This window comes from Candidatus Cloacimonadaceae bacterium (genome assembly GCA_030693415.1).
In the GTDB taxonomy this organism is placed as follows: domain Bacteria; phylum Cloacimonadota; class Cloacimonadia; order Cloacimonadales; family Cloacimonadaceae; genus JAUYAR01.
This window is the reverse complement of record JAUYAR010000159.1, coordinates 1-16,980: the sequence shown is the minus strand read 5'-3', so window position 1 is coordinate 16,980 and position 16,980 is coordinate 1. Positions and strand designations below refer to the sequence as shown.

At 47.0% G+C, this 16,980-nt stretch carries 10 protein-coding genes and 1 CRISPR repeat array; all 10 genes read left to right on the top strand.

The window, feature by feature from the left end; all coding sequences use genetic code 11:
• The first annotated feature begins 866 nt into the window (after positions 1-866).
• The 10 genes from Q8M98_10120 to cas4 all read left to right on the top strand — a co-directional run bounded on the left by Q8M98_10120 (position 867) and on the right by cas4 (position 15,353).
• The gene (locus Q8M98_10120; protein MDP3115111.1) at positions 867-6,125 is read left to right on the top strand and encodes an alpha-2-macroglobulin family protein; all 5,259 of its coding nucleotides are present in this window, start codon (positions 867-869) and stop codon (positions 6,123-6,125) included.
• A complete protein-coding gene (locus Q8M98_10115) occupies positions 6,126-6,884 on the top strand; it encodes a hypothetical protein (GenBank protein ID MDP3115110.1) in 759 nt (252 codons plus the stop codon).
• Positions 6,885-7,136: 252 nt separating this feature from the next.
• Positions 7,137-7,805, top strand: a complete 669-nt coding sequence (locus tag Q8M98_10110; GenBank protein ID MDP3115109.1) for a CRISPR-associated endonuclease Cas6 — start codon at positions 7,137-7,139, stop codon at positions 7,803-7,805.
• A complete protein-coding gene (locus Q8M98_10105; protein MDP3115108.1) occupies positions 7,798-9,471 on the top strand; it encodes a hypothetical protein in 1,674 nt (557 codons plus the stop codon). Before Q8M98_10110 ends, Q8M98_10105 begins: the two co-directional genes overlap by 8 nt.
• Positions 9,472-9,495: 24 nt before the next feature.
• Positions 9,496-10,464: a type I-B CRISPR-associated protein Cas7/Cst2/DevR gene (gene cas7i, locus Q8M98_10100; protein ID MDP3115107.1), complete on the top strand. Its 969-nt coding sequence runs from the start codon at positions 9,496-9,498 to the stop codon at positions 10,462-10,464.
• 14 nt (positions 10,465-10,478) lie between these two features.
• Complete coding sequence (cas5, locus tag Q8M98_10095; GenBank protein MDP3115106.1) at positions 10,479-11,243, top strand: CRISPR-associated protein Cas5; 765 nt, start codon at positions 10,479-10,481, stop codon at positions 11,241-11,243.
• Positions 11,218-13,413 (top strand): CRISPR-associated helicase Cas3', encoded by a 2,196-nt coding sequence (gene cas3 / locus Q8M98_10090; GenBank protein MDP3115105.1) that lies wholly within the window; start codon positions 11,218-11,220, stop codon positions 13,411-13,413. The genes cas5 and cas3 overlap by 26 nt, the downstream gene beginning before the upstream one ends.
• Positions 13,414-13,415: 2 nt before the next feature.
• The gene (gene cas1, locus Q8M98_10085; GenBank protein ID MDP3115104.1) at positions 13,416-14,474 is read left to right on the top strand and encodes a CRISPR-associated endonuclease Cas1; all 1,059 of its coding nucleotides are present in this window, start codon (positions 13,416-13,418) and stop codon (positions 14,472-14,474) included.
• Positions 14,474-14,764 carry a CRISPR-associated endonuclease Cas2 gene (gene cas2, locus Q8M98_10080; GenBank protein ID MDP3115103.1) on the top strand — a complete coding sequence of 97 codons (291 nt, stop codon included), beginning with the start codon at positions 14,474-14,476 and terminating at the stop codon, positions 14,762-14,764. The genes cas1 and cas2 overlap by 1 nt, the downstream gene beginning before the upstream one ends.
• A 1-nt stretch (position 14,765) precedes the next feature.
• The gene (gene cas4, locus Q8M98_10075) at positions 14,766-15,353 is read left to right on the top strand and encodes a CRISPR-associated protein Cas4 (GenBank protein MDP3115102.1); all 588 of its coding nucleotides are present in this window, start codon (positions 14,766-14,768) and stop codon (positions 15,351-15,353) included.
• A gap of 182 nt (positions 15,354-15,535) precedes the next feature.
• Positions 15,536-16,958: a CRISPR direct-repeat array (repeat unit 37 nt; unit sequence GTTTACCCTCCCCATCCTCTAAACCAAGGATTGAAAC).
• Positions 16,959-16,980 lie beyond the last annotated feature (22 nt).

Below are 16,980 nucleotides of genomic sequence, written 5' to 3'. Positions count from 1 at the left end.
TTGATATTTACTGAAGTGTACACTGTGCAGACGATATGTCAATTCAAAGCAACCCCTGCCTAAGGATGCCTTTCGCCCACTTTTCTTGATTTCCGAAACGCTAATTTATTGAAATTTAAGGGAATTTACTTGAACAGTCTCTGGTGGAAAGGTGAACGAGTGAACGGTTGAATGGGTGAGTGGAAGAATCGTCCAAAATACCACCTTTCTCCTTAGCATTACGGAGTCAATACGGACTTAGTCCGTAATGAGTCCGTATTGATTCCGTAATGCTAAGGGGGGCCATGCGAAGGCTGTGAATCCAGTCTTTGACCTAAAACTCCGCCTGTAAAGGATTTAATACTTTTATTAGATGTCAACGGGGGAGTTTGGGGTTAAAGCGAAGTCTCAGCTAAATTGAGGCGTGGAATTCTCATGTTGGCAGGAAAAAATTACGGGTGTGAAGCTTGCGCGCCAGCTTCTATTAGATCCGTAATTATGGTTTTAACTCAATATAAGCCATTTATCATCATCTGGTTACGATATATCTTACGTAGGCTTATATTAAGTCAAAACTGAAATAAACCTATTGTAAACTATATTAGGACTCACCATGTGAGTTGGTGAACAGGTGAACGAGTTGTTTCGATACAGATTTTTAATGATCATGAAGATCATAACGATCCGCGTCGTCTGTGTTCTATCGAGAAGGAGACCGCAGGAGAGCATTATTGGTGGTTTTGAACCGTCTCCCCATTTTAAAAGCGGCTATGCCAATGAAATATCTTGACAGATATGCCAACGTTTGCTTTGCATAGCTGAAGAGTTATCCGTCGATAAATCTGATCAAATGTGTCTGAATTGATCGATTCCAAAGAGGAGTTAGCATGAATTCCAAACTGATGATGTTGATACTGGCTTGCGGGCTGGTCGCGTTTCTGGGCGCCGTTTCAAAGACGGCTTTTAATTATGAATCCGCCTGGAAAGAGATCGACAAACTGCAAGCAGATCGCCTACCCAAATCCATGGGCGTAAAAGTTGACGCGCTCTACCGGGCTGCCGTATTAGAAGATAAGACCGACCAGCAAATCAAGGCGCTCACCTACCAACTGTTAATCCACCAACAAGTCGAGGAATCCTCCTCCCAGAAAGCCATCGAAAAGGTGAAGAAATATCTGAAGACGGCTCCCCATCCCGCTTCCGCCATTCTGCACAGCATGCTTGCTCAGCTTTACTGGAGTTATTACCAAAGCAGCCGCTGGCGCTACGGTATGCGTAGCGAAACGGTCAATTTCCAGCAGGATGACATCGCCACTTGGGATCTGAAGACCATCGCCAAAGAGACGATCAACGCTTACCGCCTGTCTTTGGAACAAGCCGCCGAATTGCAGAAACATAAAATCGGCGACTATCCCGCTATTATCAATAAAGGCGGTGCGGAGGAAGGGCTGCTGCGGCCTACTCTCTATGACTTTCTGGCACATCGCGCGCTGGAATTCTATAAAAACTCCGAATCGGGACTGACCCTGCCTCCGGAGGAGTTTAGCATCACCGATACCAAGTTTTTCCAGCCCGCTGCCGGCTTTGCCAGGATGACTATCACATCTGCGGACACATTATCGCTAAAGTTTCAGGCAGCCTTGCTCTATCAGGAATTGATCCGCTTTCACCTGAATGACAAAGACCCCTCCGCCTTGGTGGAAATGAATCTTGACCGGCTGGAGTTTGCCTTTAAAAACTTTTCCCTAACCAATGCCGAAAAGCATTATGAAGCTGCCCTGCGCCTGGAACAATCGAAGTATTCCGGTTATCCGGTTTCGGCTCTTGCCGCATACAAGCTCGCATCTTTCTTCAATAGCCAGGCAAGCCTCTATAATCCGGATCTTTCGGAAGATTACCGCTGGCATTACAAATCCGCTGTGGAAATCTGCGCTTGGGCAGTGGACGCTAATCCCAAGAGTGTCGGTGGAATATCTTGTTTTGCGTTGTCCAACATCATCAAACATCCGGAGCTGAAACTTACGTCTGAGCAGTATGTGCTTCCCGGGGCGCCGGTTAAAGTGTTGCTCGGGCTCAAAAAACTGACCGGGATCAAGCTGAAAATCTACCGCATTCCCCATATTTCAAAACTTGATGAATATAGCGAAGAGGAATCCTGGCGGCGCGACGATTACAAAAAGGCACGTGCTCTGTCGCGAAAAGCGCCGCTATGGAGCAAAAGCTTCGCGTTTGAAAACGAAGAGGACTATCGCTCCCATACTTATGAACTGGCGCTGACCAGCCTGCCGAGCGGAAATTATATCATCATCGCCGCCAATGAAAAAGACGACAACCTCGATGCCGGATCCGTGGTGGGCTACAGCATTTTCAGCAGCACGGAGATCTCCTATATCAACCCTGCCAGACCGGATGGCAGCATGTTGATCGCGAACCGGAAGACGGGCGTTCCGATCTCCGGCGCCACGATCAAAATTTATAATCAGGAATGGAACAGAGCCGATTCCAAGTATAAATATCCCCTAATTTGGTCCGGCAACAGCAACGCGAATGGAAGGGTTTATTTTTCCACCGATTTGAAATACAATAATATCAGAGTGGTGATAATTAGTGGCGCGGATTCACTCCTGATCTACAATCATTACTTACACGCCTATGGCGATTGGCAATCCAAACAGCAAAAATGCCTACTCTTTACAGACCGCAGCATCTACCGTCCCGGGCAGACCATCTACCTGAAGGGAGTTTTGTATGAAACGGACGGAGAGAAACACCAGAAGCTGCTACCGAACGAAAGTGTTAATGTGTTTTTCTATGATGTCAATCGCCAGAAGATCGCCAGCCAGAGGCTAAAAACAAATGAATACGGCACTTTCAATTGCATTTTCACCGCTCCGAAAGGAGTACTGACAGGAAATATGAGCATCTATGCCGGGAACACTTCAGTGAGTATCAGTGTGGAGGAATATAAACGACCGCGTTTTGAAGTGAAGATCGATACGCCGGTGGGCACCTACAAGCTCGACCAGTATGTGAGCGTGAAAGGCAATGCCTTGTCCTACGCGGGCTTCGCTATCGATAATGCCGTGGTTTCCTACAGAGTCTCCCGGCAGGCAAAGTATCCCTTCTGGAATTGGTGGTGGGGGCATGCACCAGACGCTCCACGGAAGGAGATCGCGCATGGAACAGCACTTACAGACTCTCAGGGAGAGTTTATACTGACATTCCTGGCAACGGGTGACGGGACAGCTATGACAAAATACAATCCCTACTTTACATTCAGCATCAGCGTGGACGTCACCGATATCAGCGGAGAAACGCGCAGCGGAACGCTTACTCTGAACATTGGAGAGAAGGAGCTGATCCTGAATCCCGTGCTTGACGCCGGTATAGACTTGGCAAGCAAACGCTTTAGCATTCCCATCAAAACCACAAATCTCGGTGGGGAACCGGTTGCCGCACAGGGAACCGTGTCCATTTCGCGCCTTCAAACTCCAGAGCATGTGCAGAAGAAACGACTTTGGAAAGCCCCAGACCGCAACTACATGGAGCGGAGCGAGTTCCTGAAGCTGTTTCCAAACGATGTCTATGCCAACGAGGATAACATCACCTCCTGGAAAGTCTTGGAATCCGTCTATACAGAACGTTTCAATACTGCGACGGCGGATTCGCTTATCATCAGAAACTTTGGCAAATGGAAGCCCGGAGCCTACGTCCTGGTAGCAAGCGCCAGCTACAAGCAGCAGGAAATCAAGGTTACCAGGTATTTCACGGTTTACAATTCCACAGAGAGCGCCATCCCTTATCCACAGGCGTTTTGGTTTGTGCCGGTTAAAACCGTCTGCGAACCCGGAGAAAACGCCAAAGTGCTCATCGGCAGCGGATACTCAGACGTTTCGGTGCTGTATGAAGTGGAGAAAGACCGGGGGATCGTCGATAGCTTGCGTTTCACTCTCGACAATAGCCAGCGTCTGATTACTATTCCCGTCGCAGAAAAGGACAGGGGCAGCTTTTACATTCATTTCACCTATATCCGTGACGGCAGGCTTTATACTCACAGCCAGGAAATCACCGTGCCCTGGACAAACAAGCAGATATCATTTGAATACATGACTTTCCGGGACAAGCTGCTGCCCGGGCAGAGAGAACAGTGGCGGATCAAGCTGAAGGATCATACCGGAGGAAAAGTAACAGCGGAAGTCCTGGCTTCCATGTATGACGCATCTCTGGACGCCTTCCGGGATAGTAAGTGGTCTGCCAATGTGCTTGGCAAGGCTGCAAAAACCCGCGGCTGGGTCAATGGCAATTTTGCCCTTCCCGTCGGTCTGAGAATGTTTAACAGCCCGCGATATTTAGACTACATCCCCCAAAGGAACTTTGATGCGTTCAACTGGTATGGATACAATATTGGACGTGGAGGCGGAATCCACAAGTCTGCAATAGTAGCGGGTGAAAGAGCCGATAAAAGCGTTTCAAGCACCATGAATATTGTCTCCCTGCAAGCGGGTGTTACAGATAGGGGTGAAGAACAAAAGGAAGCCAAAACCGAAGACCTATCAGGGGTCCCAGCGCGTAGCAACTTTGCCGAAACAGCGTTTTTCTATCCGGAATTGCGGACGGATGAAACCGGAGAGATCAGCTTTATCTTCACCGTTCCGGAAGCGCTGACGCGTTGGAAGTTCCGCGCTCTGGCACTGTCGAAAGATTTCAAGATCGGCACTACCGAAAACAGCACGGTCACTCAAAAACCGCTGATGGTGCTGCCCAACGCCCCACGCTTTTTCAGGGAAGGGGACAGGATCACCTTCAGCGCCAAGATCACGTCTTTGGACGATAAAGACCAGTCCGGCAACTGCCAGCTCTTTCTCTTTGACGCCATCAGCATGGCGCCGGTGGACAAGGATTTCAGCCTGACCAAAGCACAGATACCTTTCTCGGTCAAAAAAGGCGAGAGCACGGTTCTCTCCTGGGATCTGAGCATTCCTTTCGGCATCGGCGCAGTCACTTACAGAGTGGTTGCCAGGGCGGGAAACTTTTCCGACGGCGAGGAAAACACCCTGCCGGTTCTGACCAACCGCATGCTGGTAACCGAAAGCCTGCCCCTGCCGGTGAGGGGAAACTCCACCAAATCCTTTGTCTTTGAAAAGCTCAAAAACAGCACGGCTTCGACCACGATCAGGAACCACAAACTGACCTTGGAGTACACCTCCAATCCCGCCTGGTACGCTGTTCAGGCTTTGCCTTACCTGATGGAGTATCCTCACGACTGCAACGAACAGATTTTCTCGCGCTTTTATGCCAACAGCCTGGCTTCCCAGATCGCCAATGCCAATCCCCGCATCAGAAAAGTGTTCGATGCCTGGAGGGACACGCCCAATTCGGCTGCCTTGCTCTCCAATCTGGAGAAAAACCAGGAGTTGAAAGCGGTTCTCTTGCAGGAAACGCCCTGGGTGCTGGATGCCAAAAACGAATCCCAAAGCAAGCAGAGGATCGGACTGCTGTTTGATCTCAACAATATGGCAAACCAATTTGATTCCGCCTTGACCAAATTGCAGAAGAACCAAAGCCCAAGCGGTGCCTGGCCATGGTTTCCCGGTATGAATGATTCCTGGTGGGTCACACAGTATATCGTGGAAGGTTTCGGACATTTGGACCACCTCGGCGTCACCGCTATCCGCAAGGACGCACGCGTCTGGAAAATGACGCAGAACGCCATCAAATACATCGACCGCCAGATTCTCGCAGATTATGAGAACATCAGGAAGTATGGACGTCTGGATCAGGATAACCTCGGCTACCTGGAAATGCACTATCTCTATGCCCGTTCGTTCTTCAAGGATATCGCGATCCCTGAGGACGTCAATGTCGCGGTGGATTATTTCAAGGCTCAGGCGGATGAGTATTGGAATCGTAAAGACCTCTTTGGACAGGGTTTGATCGCCCTCGCCCTGCACCGCTTTGAGAATAAGGTCGCTGCCGGCAAAATCATTGCCTCCCTGAAAGAACGCGCCCTCCACGACGAAGAAATGGGCATGTGGTGGAAAAACGATAACCGGGGCTGGTTCTGGTATCAGGCGCCGATCGAGACGCAGTCGCTCTTGATCGAGGCATTTCACGATGTCGCCAATGACACCTCATCCATTGACTAAATGCGCACCTGGCTGCTCAAACAAAAGCAAACCACCAACTGGAAAACGACCAAAGCCACGGCATCGGCTTGCTATGCTTTGCTTCTTTCCGGGACACAGTGGCTCAATACTGACGACCTGGCTGAAATCACCATCGGCGGCAATAAGCTCGATCCGCTGAAGCTCGATGACGCCAAAGTGGAAGCCGGAACGGGCTATTTCAAAACCTCTTGGTCGGGCAGCGACATCACAGCTAAAATGGCAAACGTCACGGTCACCAATCCCAATCGCGTATCGAGTTGGGGCTCTCTCTACTGGCAATACTTTGAAGACCTGGATAAGATCACTCCGGCGGAAACTCCATTGAAACTCAAAAAAACGCTCTTCGTCGAACGAATCACCGCTACCGGCAAGGTGCTGGATCCCATTAGCGCCAAAACTCAGCTCAAGATCGGCGATAAAGTAATCGTCAGAATAGAGTTGCGTTCCGATAGAGACATGGAATATGTGCACATGAAAGACATGCGCAGCGCCGGATTTGAACCGATAAACGTCATATCCAAAACCAAATGGCAGGACGGACTCCGCTATTATGAAGCGACCGGAGATGCCGCCACGAACTTCTTCATCGAATACCTGCACAAAGGAACTTACGTGTTCGAATATCCGCTCAGAATCACAAACAAGGGAGATTTTTCCAACGGCATTACCTCCATCCAATGCATGTATGCGCCTGAGTTTTCCGCGCATTCTGAAGGTATCCGGGTTTTGGTGAAGTAGGCTATCATTAGGTTGGGCTTTGAAAACTGGGTCGATTTCAGCAGCATTGGCATGCTGCGCTACGGCGCCGCCGGATTCCAATCCTACCATAGAGAGCATCGATAACGTCTTTGATTTATAGCACCCATTGGGATGTTTGAAAAAAAATAGAGCTTGACAATAAATATAAGATTCGATCTGATGAGCATGGGTGGTGCTTTGAGCTTTCAAAATCAAAAATACTTTGTTGAAATATAAACCTGCGGAGGTTATGTGATCGCGATCAGATACTTGGTCATTACCTTTACCGATGTGCAAATGCGTCCCTCGGACATACCTAAGTTGCGCGGCTACTTTTCTAATAAGTATCCACATGACCATCTGTTTCACAATCATCTGCCCGGGCAGGGATTCATCTATAAAAGCCCCTCAATCCAGTATCGGATTATTGACGGGCATCCCGCCTTGCTGGCAATCAACGAAGGCATCGACCTCATGAAAAAGATGTTTCTCGAGATCGACCAGATCAGAATAAACGACAAGATCATCAGCACCTATGAACGGGAAGTGATCCTACGTGAGGAAGATTTTGGCAAATCCCCGGACTTTCACAAATATCGGTTCTCCACACCCTGGATGGCGCTCAACAGCGAAAACTATGCTGAATATAAAGATGCGAACCCGGTTGATCAGTCCGCCATGCTCAAACGTATCCTGAAAAACAATCTGAAAACCCTTTCCAAGGGCTTTGGCTATTGGATCGAGGACTTTGACAGCGTCCGGATCGATGGCTGGTTCAAACCCATGGACGTGAGTTTTCATGGTATCGCCATGAACTGCTTCAAAGGCGAATTCACTACAAACTTCATCATTCCCGAATACCTTGGCTTGGGCAAACAAAGCGCACGGGGGTTTGGGGTGATAAGGAGATTATATGACTGAAACGGATGTAGCATTGCAGACCATCACATTTTCAAAGACGGCAGATCCTCTTCATGCCGCCGGATTAGCAAGCTTGGTCAATCATCTGGAGAGCGAACAAACAGATGGTGTTGACATAAAAATGGATGGCAACAGCATAACTCTGACGTCACCTGACATCAACAGGACTCTTTCGGAAGCATATCACAGGGTCTGCAGTGTTCATTTCGATATTTCGAACAAGAAAGCCAGGGAAGAAATGCGGGGTGTTTACTATGACCGAAAGGCAGATAGATTTCACCGATATCCGAAAGTGAAGCAGATAGGATTTGCTCAGTTAATCAGCGACTCCAGGCCGATGCCAAAAGCTGAAGGCGAAAAAGATATGAGTTTCAAGGTTATTCAACTTCCTCAGAAGTTAAAAAAAAGGCTGTCTGAATTTGAGAAAACGGAAAACATAAAAATACCCGATAAAGACACAATCTATATAGATGACAGGAATACAGCCGTCCCAAAATTACCTCCGTTCTCGGTTTCCCCCGGGAAAAGAACCTGTGTTATCTGCGGGGAAAAATATGCTGACACTTATGAAACAAAAAAGTTTTCTCCATTTTTAGGAGGAGCAAGCGCGGGACTGAGCTATGTACCACTTGCAAAAAAACCTGCTGAAGCCTGTTGGAAATGTTTCTATCTAAACCGGATGAGCGTGGGGAAATTTCTGTATTTATCCGAGAGTAAGGGGACAAAAAGCCAAAAACTCTTTTGCTTTTCTTTCAATGTTGACAGTCTCGATGGTTTGATCCTCGTAAACAACCGCTTTCTTCCGGTTAGTTTCATGCTAAGCCCGCAACAGAGAGACGATGTGGGTTACAGAACCAATTTCAGCCTTTTCACTGACAATATTAAAATTATCAAATGCCAGCATTTTCATGAGATCATGCTTGCTCTGCTTTACACGGTATATGAGAAAGACCAGACCATGAAGCCGGTGGATGATGACATCAATTGGCTCAGGGGGATCGATGCGACACTGAGATACGAAACCACCGTATTCTATATCTTTGCAAAAAAATTCGGCCAGACCGTACGTCCTCAAACAAGTGGAACGTACACGGAGATGAGCTATTTGTTCCGGCTATTCGATCTGATTGGGCAAAAAAAACTGGATATTGTCTCGATGTTCCACGCGGCGGTCGATTACTCATCTCTCTCAGGTAAAGGCGCCAACCAATATGATATTGCGACGGCGGATCGCGATCGGTGGGCAAAAGCTGTGCTGTCAAAGCAATCAATCATGTCGATAATCGAACGAATAGTGTGTAAAAACAAAAATCGGTCATTAAGCAAAGTGATCGATTTTATTGCCTTGTACGAGTCATATATTAACTATGGAGGTAATATGACCATGAACGATGAAATGCGCGATCTTGCCATCAACCTGGGTTCCCAGATCGGAATGGCAACACTCAAAGGGAAAAACTCCAAGATCGGAAAAGCAAAGATCATCCAACTGCGCAAATCCAGAAATCTGAAGACATTCCTGGATGTCCTGATTTCCCTGCAATTCAGGTACAATTTAATTATCAGCCGTGAAATGATAAACAGGATAACAGAAGAAAACTTCGAATATGTACGTCAGTTTTCCATCATTCAGGCTATGAGCATCATTAACTCACCTAACAAATAAGGAAGAACAAACAGGGGAACAAGCATGAACACAAACTACAAACCAACTTCGATCACGATCACATATCTGGCAAAGATTTCATACGCCAGCTTAAACGGTGGAGATTCGGATACGGACAACATCAACGTTATCAAAAAGATCACCGCATTTGATGGAACTGAATACCCCTATGTATCATCACAAGCTCTTCGCAGGGCATTGAGAGACCAACTTGGCACGCTTGGCTGCCAGCTTTCACCGATATCGACTTCAGGTCCACTCAAAGAATCAACTGCGGATTCTGGGGATGAGAACGATGCCAACAAGAAACACCCGCCGATCACAAGATGTGATCCGGTTATCTATATTGACGACGATCTGTTTGGATACTTGAATGCCCAGACGGACTCTATCAAACGCACATCACCTATACGGGTATCGCCATTGGTTGCTTTGAGCAAATATATGGCGGATCTGGATTTTGGCACCAACTATATGGGTAAAGATGAAGGTTTGGACCCCAATATATTTGAAACTGAAATGCACCGCGGCCTGTATCGGGGTACGATCATGATCGAACTGGACAGAGTGGGAACCGGAGACGGATTCGTTTCCAAACCCACGAAGAAGAAACCTAAAAAAGGAGAAACAATTCCGGAAGAGAAAGATATGTCCCTCACGAACGAACAAAAAGCGAAACGTGTGCTTGTGTTCCTGGACGCGTTTCAGAATCTATGGAGCAGCGGCAGACAATCTCGTTTTCTGGCCGACATTTCACCCAAATTTATCGCCGCTGCCTATCTCTCCTGCAAGAACCCCATCTTTCTGGAGTCGATCGACCACAAAATCGATATTACTGTATTAAAATCCGTGGTTGAAGACTACAAACCATATATCTATGAATCTGTGTTTGCGTCTCAATCTTCGGTTTTTCCTGCGGAAGAAGGCGTGAAATCTCTGGGTGACGGATTCGCCGCCATTAGATCTTGGGTAACGTCTTATTACCAAAATTAACGGGGGATCGGATAATGAACCCGCGGGAATACCTGGTGGTGGAGGCATTTGCTGAGGTTGCTTCCTATCGCATCCCCGAATACCATAATTTCCACAAAACTCTACCCCTGCCACCTCCGACGGCGATCGTCGGAATGGCCGGGGCGGCACTTGGGCTGTCACCCTCCGATGCTCAGGTATTTTTTGACGAAAGCGATGTCGAGATTGGTATTCAAGGCACTTATCAAGGCATTTACTCCGATCTTTGGAAGATAGAATCCACAAAGAGAGGCACCGAATCATCCGTCCTGAAAAGAGAGTATCTGTTCAACAACAAGTACATGTTCGTCTTTGGCGCCGGGGAAGCGGTGATCAATGCACTCAACGAGGCTTTCGGCAGAAATTATTATGCCCTGACCGCCGGAAACAGTGATTCGCTAATGAAGATATGTGCTTGCGCCATATATCCGCAATTAGCTATCAAAGACATCGGATCGGTTGAACACTGCGTACTGCATGGCGATTTGCGCTCTTCAATGAGAATCGGACTTGATGATCTAATCCCGAATAATATCTATCGCTATTCCACCATCATCAGCCCTGTTACGTATAATGTCCCCTACGCTTTTGATTACCCGGATGATGAACCCAGATCCATCAGATTTCGACAAGAACTCACCTTCGTGGGAACAAGAGCCGAGTTGACAGGCGGAATGACAGTTCCTGCGATCATCCACAATGATGTTTCGATCCCGGTTTTTACCTACAGCAAATATGCGATATCTGGCAAAACCGGATAAAACTCTCTATGATCACAGCATGGAAGCTCTTTCCATGCTCGGGCGTCTGATATCCTTCATGCCGCATGTCCTTGCGCGCGATGATCTCCCTCTTCTTGAAGCGATGGTTCTGTTTCACGACATCGGTAAAATCAACGACGCTTTCCAGAAACACATGAACGTGCTTTCAGGAAGAGACATCAGTTCGGAACCTGAATTGCAGGAAAATCGAGGCGAGGATATCAGACATGAGCTGCTCTCTGCGGCAATCTTCATGTTTATGTACCCACAGGCGTTAGCGGAAATTGTCTGCATCTACTCTCATCATAAGGACATTGGATTCAACACTTTCAATTCTGCGAGGTTTGCAAGCCCGTCTTATGATGATATCGCTCCCATGATTCTTCTTTCAGAATTGCATAACATACTGAATGATGATAATCTTGCCCCATCTCTTCCCCAAAAGCTATCATATATAAAACAAGCTGAGAAGATTTATCAAATCTTTATATCCATAATGCAAGCTATCACATCTGAACCTTTGGATAGATCCGCCTACCTTCGTCGAAAGGGGTTGTTATATCTGTCGGATTGGTTCGCCTCCGGAAACGTGGACCCACAACCTTACTTCAAATATCCGTGCATCGACATCGAATTCCTCGCACATGCACTATCGCAGAAGAAAAACGGACAGTTGATAAAGTGGTATGAATATCAGAAAACCTGTGCCCTTTCATCTACAAGCATGCTGGTTGTCGCTCCCACAGGAACGGGAAAAACGGAAGCGGCATTGCTCTGGGCAGGGACCAAGGACGGCAGGATAGTCTATTTGCTGCCCACCCGAGTCACAACAAACGCCATCTTCAAACGGATGCGACAGGTTTTCTCTGAAAGCCGCGTTGCTTTGGTTCATTCATCCGCTCTGCTTCATCAAAAGGAGACCGACAAATCATATACAAGTCGCGATTATCTCCTTGCAAAGACCTTTTGCTATCCGGTATCGGTTTGCACTATCGATCAGGTCCTGATCTCCGGTTTCAATATCGGATATTGGGAAATCAAGGAGTTGAACCTCATCAATGCCAGGATTATTATCGATGAGATCCATACCTATGACGCCTATACCATGGGACTCATTATCGCATGCTTGACCGGGTTGCATCAAAGCGGGTGCCTTTTTTTCATTATGTCGGCCACGATGCCGCAGTATCTGATCGGTTTGCTTCAAGAAACTATCCCTTCTTTGACGCTATTGCAAGCCCATGATTTTGCCGGTAAGGCTAGAAACAGCTTCTTATGCCTGCCCGATACTGATTTGATCATGGATTTGGTAAAACAACATCTGTCCCAGAATCGTAAGATACTAATAGTGGTAAACACTATCGATGGAGCCACTTCGCTCTACCAAACGCTCTGCCATGAACTTCAGCCGACAATGGATGATGTTGGTGCTAATAGCCTTTGTTATCACGCACGCCACATCCAAAAACACAGAACTGTCAAAGAGTGGATGATCGAACGCTTTTCCCGCAGTAAATCTCCCTGCCTTTTGGTCTCAACACAGGTCGTGGAAGTGTCTCTGGATATTGATTTTGACGTCCTGATCAGTGAAAACGCTCCCATAGACGCTCTCATCCAAAGAGTTGGCAGGGTCAATCGACGTGGTGTCAAGACAGAATCCTGTGTTTATGTGTTTGAGCATGGACCCCCGTCACTTTTTGTTTATAACGGTTCCATTCTTCAACGCAGCTATGCTGTGCTCCAGAAGATACACGGATCCAGACCAAGTGAATCTGCTCTCTCTGAACTGGTGGATGAAGTCTATCGGGACTTTGATATTCGCTCCGATCCTGATTTTCTGGATGGGGTCAATGCCTATGCCGAGGCACAAAAACTGTGTGCCAATATCTGTGACTATGGTGAGGATAATGACATCCATAATGCAGTTACCCGCAGGATTAGTACCATGAAAACCCCTATCATCCCCATGAAGTATTATGCAAAGCTGAAAAACAAATCTCGCTGGCAAAAAATCCGGCACCAGGTAGATGTGCCGCTGTATGTAGTCAAGAATCTACTGCATGGCAATAAACTAACCGATAATGAAGGCTTTTTGTACTGCGATTTACCCTACTCAAATGAAACGGGGTTGATGCTGACAAGCACCGACCCGGCTTGTTTGGCGCTATAGCTATGGAAATCCACCTCAACACCTACGGCTCATTCATCAAAAAGAAAGACAACATGTTTGAGGTCAGTCTCGAAGACAAGCGTGTGAAGCTTTCCCCTGAAAAGGTATCGTCCATTATCATCTCAAACGCAGTGAACATCAGCTCGGATGCCATACAGCTTGCCATGGACTACAATATTGACATCGTTTTTCTGGATAAATACGGAGATCCTTATGCCAGGGTATGGTACCCAAAATTGGGCAGCACGACGATGATCCGCAGAAGGCAGCTGGAAATGCTGTCCGAGCAATTGGGCTTGTCTTTCGTAAAAGAACGCATCACGATCAAGATCATGAACCAATACCGCTTCGCGAAGCGATTGATCTCCAAGCGGACATCTATGGCGGATGATTATACTGAAAAGCTGGAAAAGATCAGAGAGCTTGCAATTACCATATACAATTGCGAGGGCACCCTTGAGCAGCTTTCAGGATCTCTGATGGGCTGGGAAGGCGGAGCTTCAAAAACCTATTATGGCATTCTGGCAAATCTGATTCCGGATGACTTCCGTTTTCAAGGCAGATCGACAAGACCTGCCAAGGATGCTTTCAATGCTTTCCTGAATTACGGCTATGGAATCCTTTACAGCAAGGTGGAAAGGGCATTGATCATCGCAGGACTCGATCCCTATCTGGGCTTGCTTCACAAGGACAATTACAATAAAAAGTCCTTTGTGTTTGATTTCATCGAAACATATCGCTTTTTTTGTGACGAGCCCGTTTTCTATATCTTCTCCCGCAGAAAAATGCAGCCCGAATTCATCGAATCCATTCACAATGGAGTCATCTTGACCACGGATGGAAAGAAGTTCTTTGCCCCTTTGCTGATCGAGCATTTCGACGAGATCATCCGCTATCACAATAAGAATCGCAAAAGAATCGATCAAATCCAGACGGATGCGCATGCTTTCGCAAACTTCCTCATCGGCAAGCGCGATTCATACATGGATGCTGCTTTGCACACCAAACTGTCAAATTTCCTGTCATCCGATGATTCGGACATTGAAGACGAGGGGGACTGATGCTCACGTGGGTTCTTTATGATATCCAAAAAAACAAAATCCGCAACAAAGTTGCCAAGTTCTGCGAAAAATCCGGCATTTATCGAGTGCAGTATTCGGTTTTTCTCGGTGATCTGAACAAAACAAAAAGAAAAGAACTCCGCTGCCAGATCGAAGAGATAATCGAGCCCAACTATGACCGTGTCTATATCTTCCCCATGTGCCGGGATGACTTTGACCAATGCGAACTTCTCGGGCAAGCTTTTGATAAAAACCTCATCACCGATGAAATCAAAGCACTTATAATGTAAAATGGACTTCATCTTTATCACGCCATCAGAAGTTATTGAACACATGTTCTGCCCGAGGTTCACATACTTTATGAATGTCCTAAAGGTAGGACAACACGAGCACCGCAGGCAACTGGTCAATAAAGGGCGTTTGATTCATGAAAACAAACTTGTAACCAATAAGGACTACTTGAGAAAAAAGGTCGGGGCGGATTCCAAATTGCTCGATGTCTATCTCAGCTCGGAACAACTAATGCTGGTTGGTAAAATCGATGAAGTTCTTTTTTTACAAGACGGCACTGCTGCTCCATTGGATTATAAATATGCATTTTGGGAAAACCGGATTTACAATACCCATATTATGCAGCAGACCTTGTATGCTATGTTGATCGAATTACAATTCCAAAGAACTGTCAACCGAGCCTTCATCGTCTATGTGCGAAGTAAAAACCACCTGGAACAAATCGATATCACCGAGAACCTGAAGATAAAAGCAAAAAAAGTACTTGACGATATCTTCAACATCATTAACCTGTCCTACTATCCGAATGCTAAAAAATCAAAGAGAAAATGCGAGGATTGTACTTACCGCAACATCTGTGTTGCCTGAGACGGATTTATCTAGAGTTTGTCTGGAATGTTGCTCTTTTAAAGGAGTATAGAGTGTTTGGATGTGTCCGAAGTAATAAATTTGTGAAGAAAAAGGGGATTAAAAAGATGAATCGACCTGTTTACCCCATCCGGGATTATGCTCTAACTTATCTCATGGCAATAGAATATCTCCTTGAGTGAGTTTACCCTCCCCATCCTCTAAACCAAGGATTGAAACTATAGATGGTGGTCATTGGTCATTGGGTGGGGCAGCTGTTTACCCTCCCCATCCTCTAAACCAAGGATTGAAACTTAAAAAGTTAAAATTGGGGTTGTTGATTTTAAAGGGTTTACCCTCCCCATCCTCTAAACCAAGGATTGAAACAAAAAAACTCGCGGAGCATCTTGGCGTCGCTGCCGGGTTTACCCTCCCCATCCTCTAAACCAAGGATTGAAACGATTATCGTGTCATCGTGACTTGGTCATGGTCAGCGTTTACCCTCCCCATCCTCTAAACCAAGGATTGAAACGCTGGACGCGCACACCCTGACCGGATACGCTCCGGGTTTACCCTCCCCATCCTCTAAACCAAGGATTGAAACACGCGTTCGTGGTCTTTGTCCGTCAATACAAAAGCAGTTTACCCTCCCCATCCTCTAAACCAAGGATTGAAACATTCCCTACGGAAAGCGCATTGCTGCACAGTTTACCGTTTACCCTCCCCATCCTCTAAACCAAGGATTGAAACTCTTAGATTCTTTTTCACCCCACCACCACCACCCCAGTTTACCCTCCCCATCCTCTAAACCAAGGATTGAAACAGAAAGTCTCGGAACCAATCAAGAAGATCAGGATCGTTTACCCTCCCCATCCTCTAAACCAAGGATTGAAACTACATGGGAACTCCTGGTGGAAAGGTGGAAAGGTGAGTTTACCCTCCCCATCCTCTAAACCAAGGATTGAAACATGTGGCGATGGCGGTTCATCTCGGCGGCGACGGTGTTTACCCTCCCCATCCTCTAAACCAAGGATTGAAACTCATACCAATGCAAATCACCGCATCTCCGGGGCGGGTTTACCCTCCCCATCCTCTAAACCAAGGATTGAAACATGATCAGGATAATGGCACGGGATTGGCAGAAGGGGTTTACCCTCCCCATCCTCTAAACCAAGGATTGAAACACCACCGGGATGAGTGTGCTGGAGCAAAGCGCGGACGTTTACCCTCCCCATCCTCTAAACCAAGGATTGAAACAAGCTGGCCAAAGACAGTTTGCGGCCGATATCCGGTGTTTACCCTCCCCATCCTCTAAACCAAGGATTGAAACAAACCGCCGCCAAAATAGATTCCAAGCTCTCCACCCTGTTTACCCTCCCCATCCTCTAAACCAAGGATTGAAACCAATGATATAACCCGGGTATTCGGCAGTATGATCAGCGAGTTTACCCTCCCCATCCTCTAAACCAAGGATTGAAACAGTTTCTTGTTTCCACGAACCCACCCTTAGAACAGGGTTTACCCTCCCCATCCTCTAAACCAAGGATTGAAACTCGTGTCATTGTGACTTGGTCATCAGGTCATGGGTCGTTTACCCTCCCCATCCTCTAAACCAAGGATTGAAACTAAATGATCCGCTTGCGCTCCG